Source organism: Pseudobacteroides cellulosolvens ATCC 35603 = DSM 2933, assembly GCF_001262605.1.
GTDB lineage: Bacteria > Bacillota > Clostridia > Acetivibrionales > DSM-2933 > Pseudobacteroides > Pseudobacteroides cellulosolvens.
Window position 1 is genome coordinate 4231251 of the sequence record NZ_LGTC01000001.1, and the last position, 21633, is coordinate 4252883.

Annotated in this window: 17 protein-coding genes; 8 read left to right on the forward strand and 9 right to left on the reverse strand. The window is 37.3% G+C overall.

The annotated features are described in order from the left end of the window. Positions 1-390, reverse strand: coding sequence for a hypothetical protein (locus tag Bccel_RS17280; RefSeq protein WP_036938527.1), 390 nt, complete (start codon positions 388-390; stop codon positions 1-3). Between the two features lie 272 nt (positions 391-662). Between Bccel_RS17280 and Bccel_RS17285 the strand changes: the two genes are divergently transcribed. Continuing rightward, complete coding sequence (locus tag Bccel_RS17285) at positions 663-923, forward strand: hypothetical protein (protein ID WP_036938528.1); 261 nt, start codon at positions 663-665, stop codon at positions 921-923. A gap of 180 nt (positions 924-1103) precedes the next feature. On the opposite strand, the gene Bccel_RS17290 is transcribed toward Bccel_RS17285, so the two are convergent. From Bccel_RS17290 to Bccel_RS17310, 5 genes are all read right to left on the reverse strand, one after another. Next, entirely contained in the window at positions 1104-1886 is a 783-nt protein-coding gene (locus Bccel_RS17290) for a hypothetical protein (RefSeq protein WP_050753585.1), read from the reverse strand. Between the two features lie 32 nt (positions 1887-1918). Next, positions 1919-4003: a PKD domain-containing protein gene (locus Bccel_RS17295; protein ID WP_050753586.1), complete on the reverse strand. Its 2085-nt coding sequence runs from the start codon at positions 4001-4003 to the stop codon at positions 1919-1921. A 169-nt stretch (positions 4004-4172) separates the two neighbouring features. Next, on the reverse strand, positions 4173-4571 hold the full coding sequence (locus Bccel_RS17300; protein WP_242857027.1) for a DUF2798 domain-containing protein: 399 nt from the start codon (positions 4569-4571) through the stop codon (positions 4173-4175). Between the two features lie 313 nt (positions 4572-4884). Further along, the gene (locus tag Bccel_RS17305) at positions 4885-6783 is read right to left on the reverse strand and encodes a putative bifunctional diguanylate cyclase/phosphodiesterase (protein WP_160317743.1); all 1899 of its coding nucleotides are present in this window, start codon (positions 6781-6783) and stop codon (positions 4885-4887) included. A 675-nt stretch (positions 6784-7458) separates the two neighbouring features. Continuing rightward, complete coding sequence (locus Bccel_RS17310; RefSeq protein WP_050753588.1) at positions 7459-8658, reverse strand: putative glycoside hydrolase; 1200 nt, start codon at positions 8656-8658, stop codon at positions 7459-7461. 365 nt (positions 8659-9023) lie between these two features. Between Bccel_RS17310 and Bccel_RS17315 the strand changes: the two genes are divergently transcribed. The 7 genes from Bccel_RS17315 to Bccel_RS17345 all read left to right on the forward strand — a co-directional run bounded on the left by Bccel_RS17315 (position 9024) and on the right by Bccel_RS17345 (position 16438). After that, positions 9024-9413: a GntR family transcriptional regulator gene (locus Bccel_RS17315; RefSeq protein WP_036938534.1), complete on the forward strand. Its 390-nt coding sequence runs from the start codon at positions 9024-9026 to the stop codon at positions 9411-9413. A 106-nt stretch (positions 9414-9519) separates the two neighbouring features. Then, positions 9520-10653, forward strand: a complete 1134-nt coding sequence (locus Bccel_RS17320) for a DUF1648 domain-containing protein (protein ID WP_036938537.1) — start codon at positions 9520-9522, stop codon at positions 10651-10653. 19 nt (positions 10654-10672) lie between these two features. After that, positions 10673-12268: a stalk domain-containing protein gene (locus Bccel_RS17325; RefSeq protein ID WP_036938540.1), complete on the forward strand. Its 1596-nt coding sequence runs from the start codon at positions 10673-10675 to the stop codon at positions 12266-12268. 166 nt (positions 12269-12434) lie between these two features. Further along, the gene (locus Bccel_RS17330) at positions 12435-13619 is read left to right on the forward strand and encodes an aspartate aminotransferase family protein (protein WP_036938543.1); all 1185 of its coding nucleotides are present in this window, start codon (positions 12435-12437) and stop codon (positions 13617-13619) included. Between the two features lie 177 nt (positions 13620-13796). Further along, positions 13797-14810, forward strand: a complete 1014-nt coding sequence (locus Bccel_RS17335) for an ABC transporter ATP-binding protein (protein WP_036938547.1) — start codon at positions 13797-13799, stop codon at positions 14808-14810. A 7-nt stretch (positions 14811-14817) separates the two neighbouring features. Then, the gene (locus tag Bccel_RS17340) at positions 14818-15648 is read left to right on the forward strand and encodes an ABC transporter permease (RefSeq protein WP_152966040.1); all 831 of its coding nucleotides are present in this window, start codon (positions 14818-14820) and stop codon (positions 15646-15648) included. 4 nt (positions 15649-15652) lie between these two features. After that, positions 15653-16438, forward strand: a complete 786-nt coding sequence (locus Bccel_RS17345; RefSeq protein ID WP_036938553.1) for an ABC transporter permease — start codon at positions 15653-15655, stop codon at positions 16436-16438. A 48-nt stretch (positions 16439-16486) separates the two neighbouring features. Here the strand turns inward: Bccel_RS17345 and Bccel_RS17350 are convergent, their stop codons facing one another. The 3 genes from Bccel_RS17350 to Bccel_RS17360 all read right to left on the reverse strand — a co-directional run bounded on the left by Bccel_RS17350 (position 16487) and on the right by Bccel_RS17360 (position 21626). Then, positions 16487-17887 (reverse strand): 4Fe-4S binding protein, encoded by a 1401-nt coding sequence (locus Bccel_RS17350; RefSeq protein WP_050753590.1) that lies wholly within the window; start codon positions 17885-17887, stop codon positions 16487-16489. Further along, a complete protein-coding gene (locus Bccel_RS17355; RefSeq protein WP_050753591.1) occupies positions 17874-18836 on the reverse strand; it encodes an FAD:protein FMN transferase in 963 nt (320 codons plus the stop codon). Before Bccel_RS17355 ends, Bccel_RS17350 begins: the two co-directional genes overlap by 14 nt. 204 nt (positions 18837-19040) lie before the next feature. Then, positions 19041-21626, reverse strand: coding sequence for a glycoside hydrolase family 9 protein (locus Bccel_RS17360; protein ID WP_036938559.1), 2586 nt, complete (start codon positions 21624-21626; stop codon positions 19041-19043). Positions 21627-21633: the final 7 nt, after the last annotated feature.

Here is a 21633-nt window from a genome sequence, read left to right on the forward strand (position 1 = left end):
TCAAAGTGTTTCCCACCTTAAATCATAGCTACCTTCTGCATCTTTACCTATAACAATTATTTTATAAGTTCCACTTTGGTCAATTTTAATATCTTTCATTCCATTCTGAGTCTTATCAAAAGCAATAATTTCAGTGCCTTTTGGGTCTACAAACTTTACATTTAAACTTCCACTTATAACCTTAATATCATAAGTAACCGTCAAAGTTTGATCTTGTATTAACTCAATTTCTTTTGTGAATTCTTTTGATAGTTTTTTAAAAGAGCTCGACATATGCTTATTTGCAGAATTTTGATTACTTCTAATACTAATTCCACATGCTGCAAATAATGAAAAACTGATCATAAGAATCACAACAGTGGATATTATCTTTACAAAACGAATATTCATTACACCCTCCTTGCCCATTGCTAAATAATACCAACTGCCATCAGGCAACATGTTATTTATTATTCTATTTATCTAGACATGTAGTAATTTCCATATTTTATTATATCATATGAAAAGCCATGCTTTCAATGATCTAAATAATAGTTAATTTTAAATCAACGAAGTTACACTTTACGTTTAACTAAAAAGACTTTAAAATAGCATTTTACTCATTGTATGTTCTGGTTAAGTTTGGTATATTAAACTTATTAAGACTATCAGGAGAATCTATCATGAACAATGTTATAGAAAAATGCAAACGAGAATTTTTAGAAGAATATGAATTAGATTTTAAAAAAGAATACTTTAGTGATAAGGAAAATGAAGAGCTGAATGCCATTAACTATTCTAAAGAGGATATTGATCAATTTATTCTGTTAAAAATGCTTCAATATACCAAAAGTACAAATTCAAGTATAAAAACTATTAGAAATATAGTCATTTTTTGGTTTGTTTTAATCTTATTAGCTCTTATATGGGTCTTATATAGGTAATTAATAAACTTAATATCAATTGATAAGCCATTAAATTTTATCAACTAGAATAACCTGTATTACAGCTTGGTATCTATAACATTATCCTCAATAGAAAAACCCCTGCAACCTGGCCAGCTGCAAGGGCAAAATTCCATATTTTATTTGAGAACTATGTATTTTAAATGATTAAAACATCACTTAGTAGATGGTCCAGCCCCTTGAACGTAATGTTGATTTATTCTCGTCACTTGCTGAAGTTCCGCTGTTATTTCCCCAGATTATGCCATTGTTCACTCCAGTTGAAACTGCATTTGCAAAAACCCTATCCATCTCAGTTCTGCTCAATTGTGTGTTCATCAAATGATATTCATTAACTTTCGTAGCACATACGTCACCAATTGACGTCAATGAACTTTCCAAGTATGCATATATAATATCCAATTCCGGACAATTCTGCAATCCGTTTATTGAGACTAAATGACCATATCCAGCACTACCCGAGCCGAATCTTGCTAATGCAGCTCCATTGGATATAGTAAGGTAATTCTGGTGAGCTCCTTCTCCCAACCCGCCCTTGGTAACTGATGTACCAGACACAGCTTCTGTAATAGTTCCATCCGCCCAATGCCATACTGCTGTTGCCGGCACCACAAAATCACAACGCATGGTTGTTGAATCACCTATTGTAGTGAAATCAATTCTAACCTCGCCTGTTTCTATAGGAAAAGTCGGTAACATGGTCCAACCTGTAGCAACTACAGTCCACCCTTTTCTTGAAAGGCTTAAAGCCGATTGATATCCTGCTTGTGAAGGCTGTTGATTTCCACCATCGCTGATATCTACATATAATTCTGTCCAGCTAGGAATGCTATCCCTGTCCCTTCCAAGGCTATCGAGTGCAGCAAGTATTTCATCTGCCTCGCTTGTACTTAGTTGATTGTTTCGAAGGTTCAGGTTAGTAATTTGTGTACATCCTGTCAAGTTAACATTAGAAATAAGGTTGTTAGAAAAATCTACAGTTGCCAGACCGTTGGAGCGTTGAAGGGCCCCTGCAAGTTCAGGTTAGTATAGCGATTGCCGCCGGCATAGAATGAAATGTTTCTGTCTCTGCTGGTTGAAGGAATTCTAATACTGCCGGCCTGGTTATCGTTCCATATTAAGAGCTCGGCGATATCAGGGAAGCCACTCATATCCTGGAACAAGTGCTGATACGCAATTTGCGGATTATCTCTGATGCATATATGCCATATACTTTCTCCAACAGAACCGAATTCAATTGAAGGATATTGATTTACGGCTCCACGCAGATCTCCAAGTTTCGGGCTCTGGGACACATCAAGGTTCAATAGGTCGCAATCCTCAAAGCATGCACGCTTCAATTCAGGTGTATTAGTCAAATTCACCGACTGCAAACTTCGTGAAAGAAAACACTCAATAGTATCAAGCTGGGTGAAATTGCTAAAATCCAAAGAAGTAAGCTGATTATAGGAGGAACACCACTGTCGTAGGTACGGTGCTACCAGGTTTACGTTATAAACAGCGGACACATGCTGATCAGGTACAAATTCAATTGATGATGACCCCGAATCCCCGGCGTCATAACCTATATTAATACGTGTCACAGCACTCCATGGTGTAACCACAAGAGCAGCAGTCCTTGTTCCGGCTGAGCCATAGTCCTTTACAGGTGTATTTGATGAACTGGTTGTCCCGTCTGCAAAAGTCCATGTGATTTGTGCATCTCCTGTAACCTGTATAACTGGTGCAAAAACGCTTCCTTCGGTGATAAAGGTAATTGCTCCTTCAGTTATGCCAGTAGCTGGAGTCGGTAGCGGAGTTTGTAGCGGAGTTGGTTGAGGTGTCCATGCAGGAATATACAAAGTCCATCCCCTTTCCTGCAAAGCTAACTTATCCGCATCACTAACAGAGGTTCCGGAAATGCTGGCCCACAATATACCACCCCTTACTCCTGATGCAACTGCATCGGCAAAAACGTCATCCAGTTCAGCTGAGTTCAGGCTAGTGTTGGCAAGGTGATACTCTCTGATTATCGCAGTACTTGTATCACCGATTGAAGTTAAGTAGTTTTCCAGATATGCATACAGTATTGCCATATTTGAGCATTTCTGCAAGCCGTTTATTGATACAAGATGGCCCTCTCCCGCATTACCGGCACCAAATCTTGTTAATGCCAAGCCATTGGATATAGTCAGGTAATTCTGATGAGTTCCAGCTCCCAGCCCATTCTTTGTAGCCGGTTGACCGGAAATAGCTGCTGTAGTTGTTCCATCCGCCCAATGCCATAATGCTGTTGATGTGTTGGCAAAATCACAACGCATATTGGTTGAATCGCCTATTGTAGCAAAGTCGATTCTTACCTCACCCGTGGATGTAGGTAAAGTAGGTATAGGCCTAGGCGTCTGGGGTATCCATGCAGGAATATACAAAGTCCATCCCCTTTCCTGCAGGGCTAACTTATCAGCATCGCTTGAAGGGGTTCCCGATTTGCTAGCCCATAATATACCTCCACGTACTCCTGATGCAACTGCATCGGCAAAGATTCCGTCCAACTCAGCTGCACTAATGCTGGTGCCCGCAAGGTGATATTCTCTGATTATCGTAGAGCTTGTATTACCAATTGCAGTTAAAGAATTTTCCTGATATGCATACAGTATTTTCATATTAGGGCAGTTTTGCAAACCGCTTATCAATACAAGATGACCCCGTCCCGCATTACCGGCTCCAAATCTGGTTAATGCCGAGCCATTTGATACCGTTAGATAATTCAGGTGTGCTCCATCTCCCAATCCACTCTTGGTAATTGGTTCACCGGAAACTGCCGCTGTAGTTGTTCCATCTGCCCAATGCCATACTGCCGTTGCTGCCCTAGCAAAATCGCAACGCATATTGGTTGAATCGCCAGCTGTTATAAAGTCAATTCTTACCTGTCTTGTTGGTGAAGTAACATCATATTCCGTCAGCGAGTTCTTTTCATCTGCTAGTGCATACTGGGTAAAAACTCCAAACATTATGGTAAATAACACCACAAGAATGCAAAGCATTTTGTTTGAGAATTCCCCAAATCTTTTTGTTTTCATTAGTTTCCCTCCTCGTATAATAAGTTTTGTAAGATATTATTTAGAAAACATTTCATCATTCCTAAATAATATAAATATTGTTCGGAGGTTTTTTAAATTTAAGGAGGGAATTGGAAAATTTTTTATATAAATACTTTGGCAAAATAAGTTGCCCTCATATTTATTCAACTTATGGTTGATAATTTACGGCATGCTCCCTTGCTTTTCTTAATTGCTTCTTAAAAATGATACCGAAAAGGAATCTTACAAGGGGCTGTATAAAAAACAACTGTGAAAAAAATGCGAATGGAAAATTAAAAACTATCTTCTGCATCCATTGTGCGAGGAACTCTGGGGTAATACCATTATAAAGAATCGTTGCTACGAAGCTCATCATTGGACACATTAAAATGATTGTTGAACATATGATTGCTGTTGTAACTATATATGGTTTTTCCTCTCTTGGATTTACAATGCTGAAAGCTATTTTTAACGAAAGAGGACCTGCAATAAATATTTGTAGTAAAAATGCAAATATAAACTCAATAGGGACTACCTTTCGAGACTCTATAAATACCTTATTTAACATCCCCCCCATCTCAATAGCAAGATTATAAAACACGAATAGATGTACCGTAATAACTACGGACAAAAAAGCAAAAACCACTCTCTGAAAATTTGTTGTTGGCATAAAAAATACCCCTTTCTTTTGTTAAGTGACTGCTGCCCTATTTAAGACAACAAAAAAGACACACTCACGCCTTTGTACCGTAATCAGATTTACGTGCAAAAGCACCACATGTGTCGTTTCTTTAAATTTACTATTCAATTGCTGATATACTTTACCACATTTTTCCCAAAAGGTCAAGCCGGTAAAAAGTTTAAATTACAGCATCTTCGTATTAGAAGTGTGTTAACAATTTATCGTCAAAGAATTTCTTAATACTTTCGCCTGGAAGAGGCTTACTAAAGAGATATCCCTGACCGATATCGCAGCCAAGCTTATTTAATAATGATACCTGTTGTTCATACTCTATGCCTTCTGCAATGATTATACAATTCAATTCATGTCCCATGTTCAATATATGTTTTAATATAACAAGAGAATCATTATTTTTAATAATATCTCTTGTAAAACTAGGGTCAATTTTTATTATACTTGGCTTAACATTCTTAAGTAACCTTAACGATGAGTAACCAGTGCCGAAATCATCAATAGCAACTCTTATCCCGGAGGAAATAAGCTTATTGATAACCACAGAAGTATTTAAATCCTGCATAACGCTTTCCGTTACCTCTAACACTAAATGCTGAGGATCCATTCCCAGCTTTTTTAAAGTATCGGTCAGCATGTAATAGAAGCCTGGATGTTTTAGTTGAATTGCCGATACATTTACAGCAATATGATTAAATGGATATCCTGCTTCCTTCCATATTTTGTTCTGCCTGCATGCTGCATCTATTACCCATTCACCTATAGAAATAATCAGTCCGGTTTCTTCACACAACGGTATAAACTCTAAGGGCGAAACAAGTCCATTTGAAGGACTTTCCCATCTTAAAAGTGCTTCTAACCCATATACTAATCCTGACTTGAGGTCGAACTGGGGTTGATAATGAAGAACAAATTCATTTTTATCAAGAGCCTTTCTTAACGAAGTTTGTAGATCCATCTTCCTGGAAACCTCTTTATTTAGCATCATTGTATAGAATTGGTAGTTATTTTTCCCATTATCCTTTGCACGGTACATTGCAGTATCAGCGTTTTTAATGAGGGTATCCACATCTTGTCCATCTTCAGGGTAGAAACTTATTCCGATACTTGGCGTTGTATAAACCTCCCTGCTTCCCAGCTTGAAAGGATTTACAAATTGTGATACTATCCTGTTCGAAATTTGGGATACGGAATTTTCATCGGTATTATCAATAATAATAACAAATTCATCCCCGCCATATCTGGAGACAATATCATTTTGACCTATACAGCTTTTTAATCTCAGGGCAGTTTCCTGCAACAGCTTATCTCCATAATTATGACCAAGTGTATCATTTATCAATTTGAATCTATCCAAGTCGATAAATATTACCGCAACTCTGTGATTGTTAGCTTTATTCATAACAATACGCTGACTTAGATAATCGGTCAACATATGACGGTTTGGAAGGGATGTCAGTGCATCATAATAAGCCATATGCCTAATTTGTTCCTCGGCCTTTTTTTGCTTTGTTATATCCAGAACGGTTCCTATAAACGAAACACTGTTTTCATCATTTAAGAAAGCGAACGAAATCTCAACATGAATAATATCACCATACTTGTTATGAATTCTGAACTGATAATGATCATCAAGCGATTTATTTGGACCTGAATTGAGAGTATTAAATACATCTAATTCATCATCACCATGGAACAAATTTATCACATCAATATCTTGCAGGTCTTCCAAACTATAGCCTAATAAATGCTCAAGGTAGGGATTGATATAAATCAAACGTTTATTTTTGATTATAAACACGCCAATCAGGGAACTCTCTACAAGGCCTCTGTAGTGCTCTTCTTTTTCTTTTAATATGTTTTGATAGGTTATCCTGAGTTTGATATTTGTGTAGCCCACTACTATAAATATTACGAGAATTATAATAGACTTTTCCCTGCTTACAATAGGATCTTTCAACAAATATAAGACTGAGATTGTAAGAATAAGCATAGTAGCTAAATATACCTTGATGAATTTTGTATTATTCATAGAGAATGTGGTTATAAGCAGCAAAAAACTAATTAACCATAATTGTATATCCATGAAATTATTCACATATGCAAAGAATATAGTCGCTCCCGAAGTGATAATATATAGTGATATCAGAAAAAAAGCAGCATTATTTTTAACAAAGTTATTTTTTATTGTTAAAATAAACAAAGATGAAAATATCAAAATATAAATTATGCATGAAACAGTTGCAAAATAACCGGATGGAGGATACCAAAAAAACGTTATTATCGGCGAAAGAAGTGCTCCCGCAAAGCTTATTAATCGTAAGGTTCTACAAGCATTATGAGCTTCATAAGATTTTAAATCTATAAAATTAAACTTCATACTATAGCCTTTCTATATTAAAGTGTTATTAATCTTAGATTTGTTAGAGCAAATAACAAACTGTTTTAGCGAGAATTGAGACAGACAAATGTAAAGATTATCACATTTAATATATCTACAATTATAAATAATATAAAAGTACAATAGGAAAATGCCACAATTAGATTGGCTTTATAAATGCATAGGATATTCTAGGTAATTTTTGTTGGAGTGTTGTGAAAAACAGATCAAAATAGCACTCAGGAACTATATATCTCTAAAAAATATAATTCTACATTGTTTTATAAAATCCTGCACAATATTTTTCTAAAGTTTCTCTATACATAGAAAAAGCGCCTGGCAACTCAGACGCTTTTTCAACCTTAATAATTTATTCTTTTTCTATTCTTTTTCTAAAGCAGCCTCTGAATACTTAACATTTGAATTCCATAAGATCCATTCCTCATAACCGGCATCGTAAACTGCTTTAATTTGCTGTCTTACTTCCTCAGCACCATATTTCATATAATTTCCCGAACCTATCCATGAAGCGGTAAAATCCTGTAAATAAGGTCTCATCTTAGCCCTGTAATCAGGCACTGCAGCAATTCTGTCTTTTGCTTTTTTCAGTGTGTTATAGACAACATTGTATGGATCTAAATCAGGCTTTGGAAACATAATTTTGTTAATTGTCTGTCCCAAATAATAATGGGATGGGTACACCATTGGACTTATATAATCCACATCTTTTCCAATATATTCAAGGTATTGGCCTATCTTTTCGGTATCATTTGGGCTCTCACATATTATTCCAAACACATCTGCCGATAGGGCGGCATCAGGCATTTCACTTCTTGCAAATGCGAGGAACTCATTGATTCCTTCATATAGCTTTTTATCACCCGCACCTGGAAATACCATATTAGACTTATTTCCATCCGGGAACCTGACATAATCAAATTGTATCTCATCTACTCCCTTTGAAAGTGCTTCCTTCGCTATATCTACATTGTACTTCCAAGCTTCTTTATTATATGCATTAACCCATGTCATGCCGTTATGGATTAAAAAGCCTCCCGATTTATTTCTTACTGCCCATTCAGGTTTTTTCTTTGATATTACCGGATCTTTAAAACACACTATCCTTCCTATTACGTAAATACCATTTTCCTTAAATTTCTTAACTATTTCTTCTATCTTAAATCTCTGCTGATAAGTTCCATATTGCTTTACAATAGGCACATCTGACGGATAACTTACATAACCGGTATCATCCTTGATATCTATAACATAGGCATTTATTTCAGTAGTTTTTGCCACTTCTATAAAGTGATCAACATTACTCTTGATGCTAAGCGGCCATGAAGACAGGAAAAGTGCCTTAGCCTTTACCGGCTCAGGTGAAGGTTTTGCTTGCGGAAGTTCGGATTCTGACGGCTGAGGCACAGGTGTGCTTACATTTGAAGCTGTAGATGTAGGCTTATCACCACTGCCTGTTTCAGGATTTTCTGCCAACTTGCTGCTGCAACCAATCAAAGAAGCTGATGCCATAGTGCAAGCAATAATTAAACATAGCATTTTGGAACGGAAATTATTTCTCATAGTGTCCCCCATTATTATTATATTTTGGGCTGCAAACTGGAATTTCACGAACAAAATCACAAAGTGATTTTGCAACCTTAATTGTTGTCGTGAGAATTATGGTGTAGCATACACTATAATTTCTCAGGCATAAAAAATAACAACAATTTTAGATATGCTATAAAATTAGTATCTTTATCAATTTTAATTTAGCAAATACTTTGAGAAAAAACAATATGATTTGCTTATTTTAGAATGTGGAATTTTTACCAGGAGTATCTGGGTGCTGTACTTATACTTTTTGCCTATTTCATCTTGACATCATAATATATCTGTTATAGTATATATATAACAGATATATTTTTTATAACAATCGAGGTGATAATTTGATTCTAAAATTGGATCTTCAATCAGAAACACCAATTTATATACAGTTGAAAATGCAAATCATTGAGGGTATTGCAACCGGCAGTCTCGTACCGGGCGAGCCCCTTCCATCTGTTAGACAGCTTGCATCGGATTTGGGTATAAATTTGCATACTGTCAACAAGGCATATACTATGCTAAAACAAGATGGCTTCATAATAATTCACAGACAAAAAGGTGTTGTTGTCAGCTCATCTGAAGACTTAAAAGTTACAGATGAGTATCTTAGTCAGCTCAAATCCAATATTAGACCCATTATTACCGAAGCTTTTTGCAGAGGCATGACCATTGATGAGTTTAGTATAATTTGCAAAGACATTTTTACTGAGTTAGGCATGCCCCAAATATAACTTCCCGTATAATTTGGCTTTCGTGTTAACTTAACTCCTCAACACACGCTCAAAACGGTTAGTAATATTTCAATCATGCCTTAAAACAAACGGGAGGTAATAAACTATGAAGACTTTAGTTGTTCTGCTACTTTACTTAACATGCTATATTCCAACACTGATTTTACTTGCAATAAATCCATATATTACAAGAAAGGCTGTATGCTTTGGTGTATGTATTCCTGAAGATGCACATTCCAATCCTGAAATAATAGGAATAAAAAAATCATACCTGAATAAAACACTTTTAACTGGCGGATTGTTATCAATAGCATCATTATTGCCAGCTGTTATTATTCAAAGTGAAACTACCTACTCTTTCCTTCCTGCGAGTATCCTATTAATGGTTGCAATAATGTATATCTTTTACTTTAAAAGCTACAATCAAGTGAAAACTATAAAATCCAAAATGAACTGGGTTGATGAAAGTTCCCAAGTGGTAATTGTGGATACCAGTTTTAGGAATAAAAAGTTCATTGCTTCCCCGTTGTGGTTTTTGTTATATGCTTTAGTAATTATAATAACAATAATTTCAACATATGTACTATATGATAAGATACCCGACAGAATACCTACAGGCTGGGATTTTAACGGTGAAGTTAGAGGCTGGATGCCAAAATCATATAAGACATTACTCTGGGCACCAATGGTACAAGCATTTATAATGATTATTATGGTATTCAGTTATTGGATGATAGGGAAAGCAAAACAGATTATCGATCCTGCTGACCCTGGAAAATCAGCCCATCAAAACAGGCGTTTCAGGTATATGTGGTCTATATATATAATTACTACCGGATTCGTTCTGACTGCAATGATTGGATCTCTTCAGTTATCCATGTTTGGTCTTGTAAAAAACAAACTGGTTATATCAGGTCTTCCGCTTGTTGTTGTTTTTGGCATAGTTACAGGAGCTATAATTCTATCTTTGACTACCGGCCAGGGTGGAAGCCGACTTTTCACAAATAAGGATGGTAGTGGTTCTACTGTTGGAAACAAAATCTCAAGAAGAGATGATGATAAATATTGGAAACTTGGCCTCTTTTACTACAATCCTGACGATCCTTCCATCGTCGTTGAGAAAAGGTTTGGCATCGGTTGGACAAATAACTGGGCCCGCCCTATATCCTGGATATTAACTATCGGCTTACTGGCACTTATTACAGGCTTCATGACTTTAAGCAATATATTAACAAAATAAGAAAGGAATGTGAACTAGTATGAAAAACAAGGAAAAATTAATCTCTTTTATTATCATTGCAACAATTTTTACCCTTAGCTTCACTAACTCAGCTTTTGGGAATGCAGAACAAGAGTCAGAAATCGTTCCACTTAAGCTTATAGGCATCTCACAAGGTGCTGAAATCAAATGGGATAAAAACTCCTCTACTGCATCTGCAATCAAAGGGAAAAAGACCTTACGAGTTACAAGCGGCAGCAACAAAGCCATAGTTAATGGAAAAAACATTATTTTGAGCAAAGCCGTCAAGTGCCAACACGGCAGAATAATGGTACCATTATCCATCATTAACAGTACATTAGGTACAAAAATGAGCTTTGAAGACTGTCTCAAGATATTGTCAGTAAAATATGTGGAATATCTTCAAAAACAAGATACTGCCGAATGTCTTGCATTTTATAATAAAAACCTGAAACGTGTATTAACACCTGAACTAATAAAACAACAGGCTATGATACTAAAATCAGCAGGCAATATAAAACAGGAAAATATTTCTTCCAGCAAAAACGGGGTACATATAAACATATCAATAAGGTATTCTTCCCCTACTGTTGGGCAGTTTGACTATATTATACGCTTTGATTACAACGGTTTTATAGATGATATAATGCTAAAAACTGTAACACCAAGCGACCCATATAAGGCCCCTGAATATGATAAACCTGACAGCTACATAGAAAAAGAAGTAGTCATAGGTTCGGGAGATTGGAAGCTTCCCGGTACTTTGACAGTACCAAAAGGAAAGGGACCATTTCCGGTAGTTATACTTGTACACGGATCAGGTGCAAATGACAGAGATGAGACTCTAGGTCCATTAAAACCCTTTCGCGATATGGCCTCAGGTCTTGCAGCAAAAAATATTGCAACTTTCAGATATGAAAAAAGATCCTCAGAACATAATCTTAAGTTCGGATTAATAAACAAAGTGACTGTTAAAGATGAGACGATCGATGATGCATTTGTCGCTGCCAGCTTTCTAGCAAAACAAAAAATAATTGATCCATCCAATATTTTTGTATTGGGACACAGCCAGGGCGGCTTGCTTATACCAAGAATTATTACCGGCAAGGATTCCAAGGTATTTAAAGGTGCTGTTATTATGAGCGGTGCCTCAAGGTTTTTGGGAGATATACTGGTGCAGCAGTATGAATACCTGATGAATTTAAATATGGCAACTAAGGAACAGTTGGATTTCATGAAGATTCAAAATGACTTAATTAAGTCAGATAACTTCTCACCCGAAAATCCTCCGCAAGGTTATGCCATGGGTACTCCTTATTGGTGGGCTGATATGAAAGCTTATAACCCCACAGAGATGGCAAAAGAAGTCACAAAACCCATGTTGATTTTACAAGGTGAAAGGGATTATCAGGTAACAGTCAAGGAAGATTTCAGCGGTTGGAAGGATGCACTTTCCGAGAGAGAAAATATAACCTTCAAGCTTTATCCAAAACTCAATCATATGTATACAGAGGGTGAAGGTCAAGGCACACCCCAGGAATATTTCACTAAAGCTAATGTTCCGCTTTATGTAATTGATGATATTGCTACATGGGTAAATACATCAATGGAATAACGCATGAATGAAAAATTACTTACGCTATAAATTTCAAGGGGGCTGATGCAAAATGCACAGTCTCTTTTTTCATCATTTTGTATTTCATAATCACCCTATTAATTATTATTGCATAATTATTCATTGTATTGTATAATTATGCAATAATAATAATGGGGTGATTAAAGTGGATAAATATTTAACGGAATTAGCAAAGTCAATTCTATTTACGGCAGCGAGGCCTGAAATTGTCATGGAATGTGGTAAGGGAATGTATTTGTGGGACAGCAGCGGAAAAAAGTATCTGGATTTCATTGGCGGATGGGCTGTAACATGCTTGGGTCATTGTCCTGAAGCTATTAGCAAAGCCTTGAAAAATCAATCTGACTTGCTTATTAATGCAAGCCCTGCATTTTTTAATAAACCTATGCTTGAATTTGCTCAATTACTCACAAACATCTCCTGTTTTGACAGGGTATTTTTCGCCAGCAGCGGTGCCGAAGCCAATGAGGGTGCAATAAAGCTTGCAAGAAAGTATGGAGCAAAATACCTTAATGGGGCATTTGAAATAATTACAACTGTAAATGGATTTCATGGAAGGACCCTAGCTACCATGTCTGCTACAGGCAAAAAACATTGGGATGTACTTTTCGAACCTAAAGTTTCAGGGTTTAAACACGTTCCTATCAATGATATTGATGCTGTTTACCAATCCGTAGATTCAAATACATGTGCCATTATGCTAGAACCCATTCAGGGAGAGGGCGGTGTTTATTCACTAAATGAAGAATATGTAAAGGATTTAAGGAAATTGTGCGATAACAAGGGCATCTTGCTTATATTTGATGAGATCCAAACAGGTATTGGCCGTACCGGAAAAATGTTTGCATATGAACACTACAAAATTGAGCCTGATATAATGACACTCGCCAAGGGCATTGGCGGAGGGTTTCCACTGTCTGCTATGCTGACCAAAGAAAAACTCAATATATTTGATGCTGGAGACCAGGGAGGTACATATTGCGGGCAGCCTCTTGCCATGGCAGTTGGCCTTGCTGTTGTCAATGAAGTCATTAACAAGAAATTGCCACAAAATGCATTGGTTCAAGGCCAGTATATCATTGACAGCTTGAATGGGATTAAAGAAAAGTGCAGCTTGAAGAATATTCGCGGTCTTGGGCTTCTCATCGCCTTCGATTTACCATATGAAAACGGTAGCAAGATTGTATCGGAATGCCTTAAGGAAGGTTTGATTATTAATTCTCCAAAGCCATCAACCATTAGATTAATGCCGCCGTTGATTGTTACAAAAAATGAAATAGACATTATGATAGATATACTCTGCAAAGTAATTCCTAAGCAATTTCATTAATGTTATTAAATATATTAATAATTTACTCATATATATGGCATATCTTATTACTTTTTGATATAATTTCTATGGTGCCTGCATCTATATTCCATTCTTACAGGCACCATGTCTTCCAGGCATTTCTAATTTATATTTTGTAAGTTTTACACCATAATGAACATGGGGGAAAGACATATCATGAGTTCAACAGAACCTATCATCAAAGTTAAAAATCTCAGTAAAACCTTTCGCACCGCCAAGAAAAAAACAGGCTTTATGAGTACAGTCAGAAATCTCTTTTCCACCGAATATGAAGAATTTAAAGCTGTAGACAAAGTCTCCTTTGAAATTGCTCCGGGAGAATTGGTAGGATATATCGGACCCAATGGTGCAGGCAAATCAACTACCATAAAAATGCTTACTGGTATATTGCATCCTACTGAAGGTGAAATTATTGTTGACGGTCTTGTACCTCAAAAGGAACGAATCCATAATGCTAGAAAGATATCGGTAGTATTTGGCCAGCGAAGCCAGCTATTATGGGATCTGCCGGCTTTGGACAGTTTCGAGATGATGCGGAAGATGTACGCAATACCCAAAAAGCGTTTTGAAGAAAATCTGGAAGAATATACAACTCTTCTGGGTCTGGATGAGTTCAAAAACCGCCCTGTACGGCAGCTGTCATTAGGGCAGCGTATGCGATGTGAATTAGCTGTTGCTCTTCTGCACGATCCAAAGGTTGTTTACCTGGACGAACCAACTATAGGCCTAGATGTTGTTGCAAAGGAAAAAATCCGAGAATTCATACTGCAGCTTTGCAAAAACAGAGGCACCACAGTTATACTTACAACCCACGATATAGTTGATATTGAGCGTCTATGCCAAAGAATGATCATAATAGATAAAGGTCATGTTATATATAACGGAACCCTTTCAGAAATAAAACAACGCTACTGTCACTTAAGGCGGGTTCTCTTTTCTCTTGATGAAGACTCTCAATATAGAGATATCATAGAATCTCTCGGTAAGATTGATACTAGTGTACAAATTAATTTACGAGAAGACAGAAGCATTGCAATTAGCTTCAATCCCCAAAATATCAGTGCTTCCGATATAACCCGTTACATAGTAAACAGCTATCCAGTTAAGGATCTCACCGTAGAAGAGGCTGATCTTGAAGAGATTATACGCGAAATATATATTAAGGAATGAACAAATTATGATTAATAAGAAATTAAAATTTATCAGTGATTCCTTTATAAGGCACAGCGGAATTGTTTCAGTCACCTTAAAGTCAGAAATGGCCTACCGTTTCAATTTCTTCACCTCCATTATCTGGTCAATGCTGACAATGGCACTTGTATATTTTCTTTGGTCTGCAATACATAAAAGCAGCACCTCCATAACCATAACTTTCCAGTCGCTAGTTACATATGTGTGTCTGGGTCAGGCATTCAGCTTCGGCCGGCCTGGACAGCGACATGTATTAATGCGTATAGGGCATGGAATAAGAAGTGGTGATGTCCTTCTGGATATGGTCAGACCTACTGACTATCAAATGCTAAACTTTTCAGGTTCCTTTGGTTCATTCATCATGGACACCTTATTTGTATCACTGCCCTCTTACCTATTGGCATTTTTCATATTCCATATAGATCCGCCATCATCACCGGCAGCAGCTACTGGTTTTATTATCAGCCTTCTAGGTGCATTTTTTCTGGTCTTTTCCCTTGATTTTTTAATCGGAATTATGGCTTTCTGGACCAGAAGTGTATGGGGATTGAGCTATGCCAAAATGGCCATCATCGAAATCCTGGCTGGAACAATGGTTCCCCTGTCACTCTTTCCAGGCTGGCTGCAAAAGGTGGTTCTTGTTCTTCCATTTAAGGATATGGCTTACACACCTTTGGCTATCTATGTAGGACAGATTGAAGAAAACGCCATTATACCCAGCATCCTGATACAATTTGCCTGGGGTGTAGGTCTGGTTCTTTTGACCAGGCTGTTGTGGCTTAAGGCACGCAGACGACTTGAAATACAAGGAGGTTAAAAAAGTGTTAAACAGTTTATCATACCTTTTTACAGGACACCGCTTGCGTATAAAGGGATGGTCCTTATATAAAGCTGATTTTACCATTTCAGCCATAGCAGCAATGCTTCATGACGGATCCACACTGCTATTGTTATCTGTAATATTCGCCAACATCAAGCAACTGCAAGGCTGGAGCTTCAATGAGATGCTCTTTATTTGGGGGTTCGCAGTACTGACCCGAAACCTCGGATATACAGTGATGGACGCACCGTCAATGGTTTTTAACTACATCCGTTATGGTGGAATGGATCAGGTGCTTGTACGTCCACAACCCCTGATTATTCAGATTGCCGCAGAGACCGGAGTCAATATTTATGCAGTTGGAAGATCATTGGTAGGTATAGGTGCCATTATGACTTCCCTCCCTGCTCTTCATCTTCCCTGGTGGAGTATAATTTATCTACCTGTAGCCATTATAAGCAGTTTAGTACTTTTCTTCGGTATGCAGCTTATAATAGTATGCCTCTGTTTCTATTTCGTAAATGCCTTTTCTGCACTTACGGCAGTAGTCTGGATGAGCCAGTTCGGTCAATATCCAATAGACATTTTTACCCTGCCCCTTCGCTTTGTTTTCACATGGGTATTGCCGTATGCATTGATTGGTTTTTTCCCGGCAGCTTTTATGCTTCGTGGAGGTAACTATGCTCTCTATGGCTTCCTCACACCTGTTATGAGCATAATCTTTTTAGGGCTTTCTTTATTGGTATGGAGTAAATCCATTCGCCATTACAACAGTACAGGTTCCTGATAGATATAGGCCTGTGCTTTATTGACCCTGCCTCTAATAGCTCTAGCTTTAATGCTTCGGCCCTCTTCTGCTCCTTCTTTCATGCTGCTTCTCATTACCGGGATTCATTTGAGAACTATCAGATGTATTCTCTTCAATGCTGCCTGCAGGTTTTTCTTGTGATTTTTCTTGTGAAGGTGCTGACAATCCTCCTTTAGCCTTTTCTAATGCATCAGAAACTGCTTCCATGATTCCCATACTGCTGTAGGTAGCTCCTGAGACAGCATCAACATCTGGTGATTGTGTGCTTAATATCTGGCTAGTCACAGAGCTGTATGCAGGATTAAACCATGGTTCATCATCTCCATGAGATATAACATTGATATCTGAAATTTTGTCATTTTTTAATGTTACAGCAACAGTTGTAGTAGCACCTCTGAACCCTGAACCAGAACCTTCATAAGTCCCGTCCTTGTAAATACTGCCGGTTGATTTTGAAGGAATTTCTGAAGATTCAGTTGTATTATTTGTATTATTTGTATTATTTGTATTATTTGTATTATTTGTATTCACATTATCTACTTTATTCACATGATTTGCGTCAATTGCTTTTGCAGCCAGATTGCCTGTGAAATATGAGCCAGACATGAATGCAACTGCCATCGCAGCAGCAACACTGTTACGAATTTCTTCATTTGCTATGTTTACGCCTGCATTACTGCGTGGACATACAGTAATACAATTGAAGCAGTAGATACATTCTCCTGAATTAATTTTATCATATTTATATAGTGGTATAGCCATGCTGCAGCTTTTAGTGCATGCTTTGCAAACACCACATAACTGTCCCGCTTTCTTTATCTTTATAAGTCTGAATCTTGATATAATTGTAAAAATAGCACCTAGCGGACATAAGTAGCGGCAGAAAAAGCGTTCTACGAAAAAAGATGTTGCAACAATCGCCAATAATATTAAAAAACCTATTGTAAATTCAGTAACCACATAAGAAAAATCAGGGATTTTACCAAAGGTTGCGAGTATACCAAAAGCGTTCCAGGGACTTGCTGAGCCAAGATTTAATACCCCTAAGCTCCATACGACAATTACAAGAAAGCCAAGAATTATAAACTTAAGATATTTTAATACCCTGTCGGTTTTTTCATTAACTTCGAAGGAGACTTTGAAAACCTTTCTGGAAATATAATACAGCATGTCGCTCATCGTTCCAAAAGCACACATCCATCCGCAGAAAAAACGCCCTAACAATATTGTTGCAGGGACTACTGCAATAACACCTACCAACTGTGGAAGGTACCCACCGAGGCTGAAATTTTGATGAATAAGTCCCGTATAAATTTCCCGTATGCCTGTAAAGGCATTAACATAAAGGCCTGGCAGAAATATAAAAAATGCTGTTTGTACAATTAATCTTATGAGCTGTATCGTTGAAAACATTTTATTCTTTTTCATAGCACCGGCTCCTAACTTTAAAATTTCTCTTTAATCCATCAGTTATCAATACTTCTCCATCGGAATTTATTATAATTACTTGGGCATCAAGCTTCCTGACTAAGTCCAGCCCATCCCCTCTAAAACCGTTTTCCAGAATGAATGATGCTGTTGTCAGTGCATCTGCATCCATGGAACAGTCAGCTATAGCGGTAATACTTAAAGCCGTAGTTTTAGCAGGCATTCCTGTTCGTGGATCAAGTATATGATGATATCGAATACCATCCTTCATAAAAAATCTTTCATTACACCCTGATGTAACAATGGTTTTATCTGTAACAGTCAAAATGCCAAGGAAGCTGCCTGTTACTTCCAGAGGGTTCTGTATGCCAATCTGCCATGTTCTGCCGTCAGGACGGTTTCCAATTGTGACAATATTGCCCCCTAAATTTATCAATGCATTCTCAATGTCACTTTCTAAAAGAATTCTTTTAACTTCGTCAGCGGCAAATCCTTTTGCAATCCCCCCAAGATCAACAGCCTGGCCTGGAATATCAAGACATGCTTGACATCTGATTTTATCAAGCACAACGCTCTTATAATTAACAAGCTTTTTTATTCTATTAATATCATCCTCATGAGGAATGAAATTCTTTTTCCTTCCAATGCCCCAAAGCTCAACCAAAGGACGTATTGTAATATCAAAAGCACCTGAAGACACTTGTGAAAATTCTATGGCACGGTTTAAAACCTTAAATGTATCAGGATGTATATCAATAAATCCTTTACCTGAATTTCTGTTTAACCTTGAAATATCACTGTCCAATTTATACGCAGACATTAAGTCATCTATTTCATAAACCCTCGTTATCGCACGTTCAATCAATTCTTCATCATCACAATTATAAATTTTAATGGAATTCACAGTTCCTAATGAAAAAAAGTCTTTTGAAACACAATTGGCTTCCATTTTACACTTCCTTTCTGTTGATAATTCTATATTTATATATTTATATTCTACAATATAATTACCCACTAAGGATCAGTAAAAACGAGGCAAAATTGCGGTAGAATTTTAGGCGACAAAAAACTCACCGATAACCAGTGAGTTTTTGTATTATAAAATGCTATTTGTTTTGTTGTGAAATGATGTTTACGTTATGGAATAGATCTATTACTTTCTATATACAACCCCAAATTTTAAGGCTAACCTCATAACATCCGTCATGTTAACCGCTCCATCATTATTTAAATCACAAGTTAGATCAGTCTCCCAAGTACTGTTAAATGCAAAGGCAATTATAACTACATCTGCCATATTGATAACTCCATCATTATTTAGATCTTCTGGAATTCTAAAGTTCGTAGGAGTTTGTGTATTAGTGGGTGTATTAGTAGGAGTATAGAATGGCTGAACGGGAATTTCCTTCCCAAATGCATCCAGATAGTAGGTAACCCATGCCAAAGATGCATTCCAGCTTATGGATACCGAGTTTGTATCCCATGATTCAGGATAATCAAGATAATCTTGCTGAGATGCACATTTAAACGGATTCCCACTACTTGCCCATGGATCATGTATTCCTGAGTATGGACCGCCTACAATAAATCCTGGAGGAACTGATGGATAAATGGTATCAATATAATCAGGAATAAAAAACTGAGGACAGAAGAATCGGTGATGCGGATGCTGCACGGGATATTCCCCATATCCGGACACATATACCCTATATATCGGATTACGCCCCATCAAATAGTCTATAGACTCTGTTAAAGCATTAATATATTTTATATCCTTACTAAGATCATATGCATAGGCCATAACAATTGCTTCATTGAGTACGAAGGAATTTGATGCATGCGGATAACCTGATATTTCTTCACTTCCGCCATAAAAATCATTTATGTAAGTTGTTTCAGCCAATGGAATACCGTAACTCTCATTTTTTTGTATTGATATTAAAGCATTTGCAGTGTTTATTACATTTACCTTAATATCCGAAAATTCAGATGATTTATGAAGTGCAAGTGTAAGTGTGCCTAATCCTCCCGTAGCGAACCAATCAAAACATACAGGTATACCGTTATATTCTCCGTCACCATTACTAAAAGGTATCTTCAGGCTGTTTTTATATTCTTTTAAATCTAATAGATATTCGGGGTTTCCTGTAGTAACATAAAGTTCACATGCAGCCCAGTAAAATTCATCCTGTAGATAATTATCCCCATACATCGTACTTCCATACACTTCTTTGGATAGTGCAAATATAGCTGGGTTTTCCTTTGCGGCTTCATATGCTGTCTGTGATGCTGCAAAGCACCTTTCGGAAAATTCAGGATCAATATCCTTCCAAATACGTGCTGCTTGTGCTGCACATGCAGCAAGGTTTAATGTAGCAGCAGTTGAAGGAGGATAGTATATACGTTTTTGCTTATCCTGATCAGGCCTTAAAGGAAGTGTAGTCCAAATTTCATCAGCTACCTTATCTGCTGCCATACCCGCTCTATCATAGCCTTCAGGGATCTGCATTTTCAGCATCCACTCCATTTCCCAGCGGCTTTCATCCAATAAATCATTAGTACCATTTCCGCTTTCAGGGATGTTCAGCTTACCATCACCAAAGGTATCCTCCAGTCCACTTGCTTTTGAATGCTCATACTGGTTCTGCATTATCCACAATGCAAGGCCTCCGTTAACAACATACTTACCGTGATCCCCTGCATCATACCAACCTCCTGTACCATTAATTGAGGATGGACCAATGTAGTTTTTTCCTGTAATAAGAGCAGCCTGATCATTAGGGTGTCCCGCAGGCCTAGCCCATTTGCTTTCAACACAGTATGGCATTTTTATTTCTACTCCGCTTCTTGCATGGTAAAAGTATTTTAATGCATCGTTTTTCATCTGAGTATACATGTCAGTTCCTATATCAAATGGGAAACTTTCAGCATTGCCCGCCGCAAGCCTGTAATCTTTGCCCGGTACAGTATAGCTTGAAAAGTCAATTATTTGTGTAGTCTCGCCTGCTGCGTGATCAGGACCAAAAGGAATAGTCTTACCTGATGCAACCACATCACCTTCACTGTTCTTTAAATTCCACCCAACGGCTTGATTAGTCATGCTAGCCACCTTCAGTGTTGCTTTTTTAATACCATTTGGGAAGTATCCAAGTTGATTTACACGGATATCCTTATATGGTGTAGGTGATGGTGTTGGTGTAGGAACAAAATCCGGATCATCAAGAGACATGGATACAAAACTTATTTCATTAGGCAATTCCCCAGCCAGCTCACCCCCTAAATGAAAAGCAAATTCCGCATATTTACTGTCTTTGTTAGCAACAAATGTATCTTCTGCATTCAGTGTTTCGCCCGCTTTCAAATTATAAGGATGCCAATTGTTATTCCAAAGGTCACCATAAGGCTCTCCCATATCACCAATTCTTGCATAAATCATACAGTCCTTTTTGGCTGTTACCGAAAACTTTACATTATATTTATGTCCAGATAATATTGAGATTTCTCTATGTCTTATCTGTACATCCCACTTGTTAACACCCTTTTGATCCATATGTATTGTATATTTACCATCTCTTACTTCTGACCACGAGTTCTGCTCAAAACTTTCACTTATATGCCACGGCAGGCTTACACCACCTTTAAAATCTGTAGTCTTCAAAAGCTCCGCAGCATTACACATTATCCCTACTGCAAGCACAACCAGAAAAGATGTCCCAAATACAGCCAGCTTTTTCATCATTCTTAGT

Bases quoted from the DNA above. Each gene is read 5' to 3' on its own strand.
- Bccel_RS17305 (WP_160317743.1), bottom strand. From the start codon at position 6,783: ATGGATATACAATTATGGTTAATTAGTTTTTTGCTGCTTATAACCACA.
- Bccel_RS17310 (WP_050753588.1), bottom strand. From the start codon at position 8,658: ATGAGAAATAATTTCCGTTCCAAAATGCTATGTTTAATTATTGCTTGC.
- Bccel_RS17325 (WP_036938540.1), top strand. From the start codon at position 10,673: ATGAAAAACAAGGAAAAATTAATCTCTTTTATTATCATTGCAACAATT.
- Bccel_RS17280 (WP_036938527.1), bottom strand. From the start codon at position 390: ATGAATATTCGTTTTGTAAAGATAATATCCACTGTTGTGATTCTTATG.
- Bccel_RS17335 (WP_036938547.1), top strand. From the start codon at position 13,797: ATGAGTTCAACAGAACCTATCATCAAAGTTAAAAATCTCAGTAAAACC.
- Bccel_RS17355 (WP_050753591.1), bottom strand. From the start codon at position 18,836: ATGGAAGCCAATTGTGTTTCAAAAGACTTTTTTTCATTAGGAACTGTG.
- Bccel_RS17320 (WP_036938537.1), top strand. From the start codon at position 9,520: ATGAAGACTTTAGTTGTTCTGCTACTTTACTTAACATGCTATATTCCA.
- Bccel_RS17350 (WP_050753590.1), bottom strand. From the start codon at position 17,887: ATGAAAAAGAATAAAATGTTTTCAACGATACAGCTCATAAGATTAATT.
- Bccel_RS17360 (WP_036938559.1), bottom strand. From the start codon at position 21,626: ATGATGAAAAAGCTGGCTGTATTTGGGACATCTTTTCTGGTTGTGCTT.
- Bccel_RS17300 (WP_242857027.1), bottom strand. From the start codon at position 4,571: ATGTTAAATAAGGTATTTATAGAGTCTCGAAAGGTAGTCCCTATTGAG.
- Bccel_RS17295 (WP_050753586.1), bottom strand. From the start codon at position 4,003: ATGAAAACAAAAAGATTTGGGGAATTCTCAAACAAAATGCTTTGCATT.
- Bccel_RS17285 (WP_036938528.1), top strand. From the start codon at position 663: ATGAACAATGTTATAGAAAAATGCAAACGAGAATTTTTAGAAGAATAT.
- Bccel_RS17340 (WP_152966040.1), top strand. From the start codon at position 14,818: ATGATTAATAAGAAATTAAAATTTATCAGTGATTCCTTTATAAGGCAC.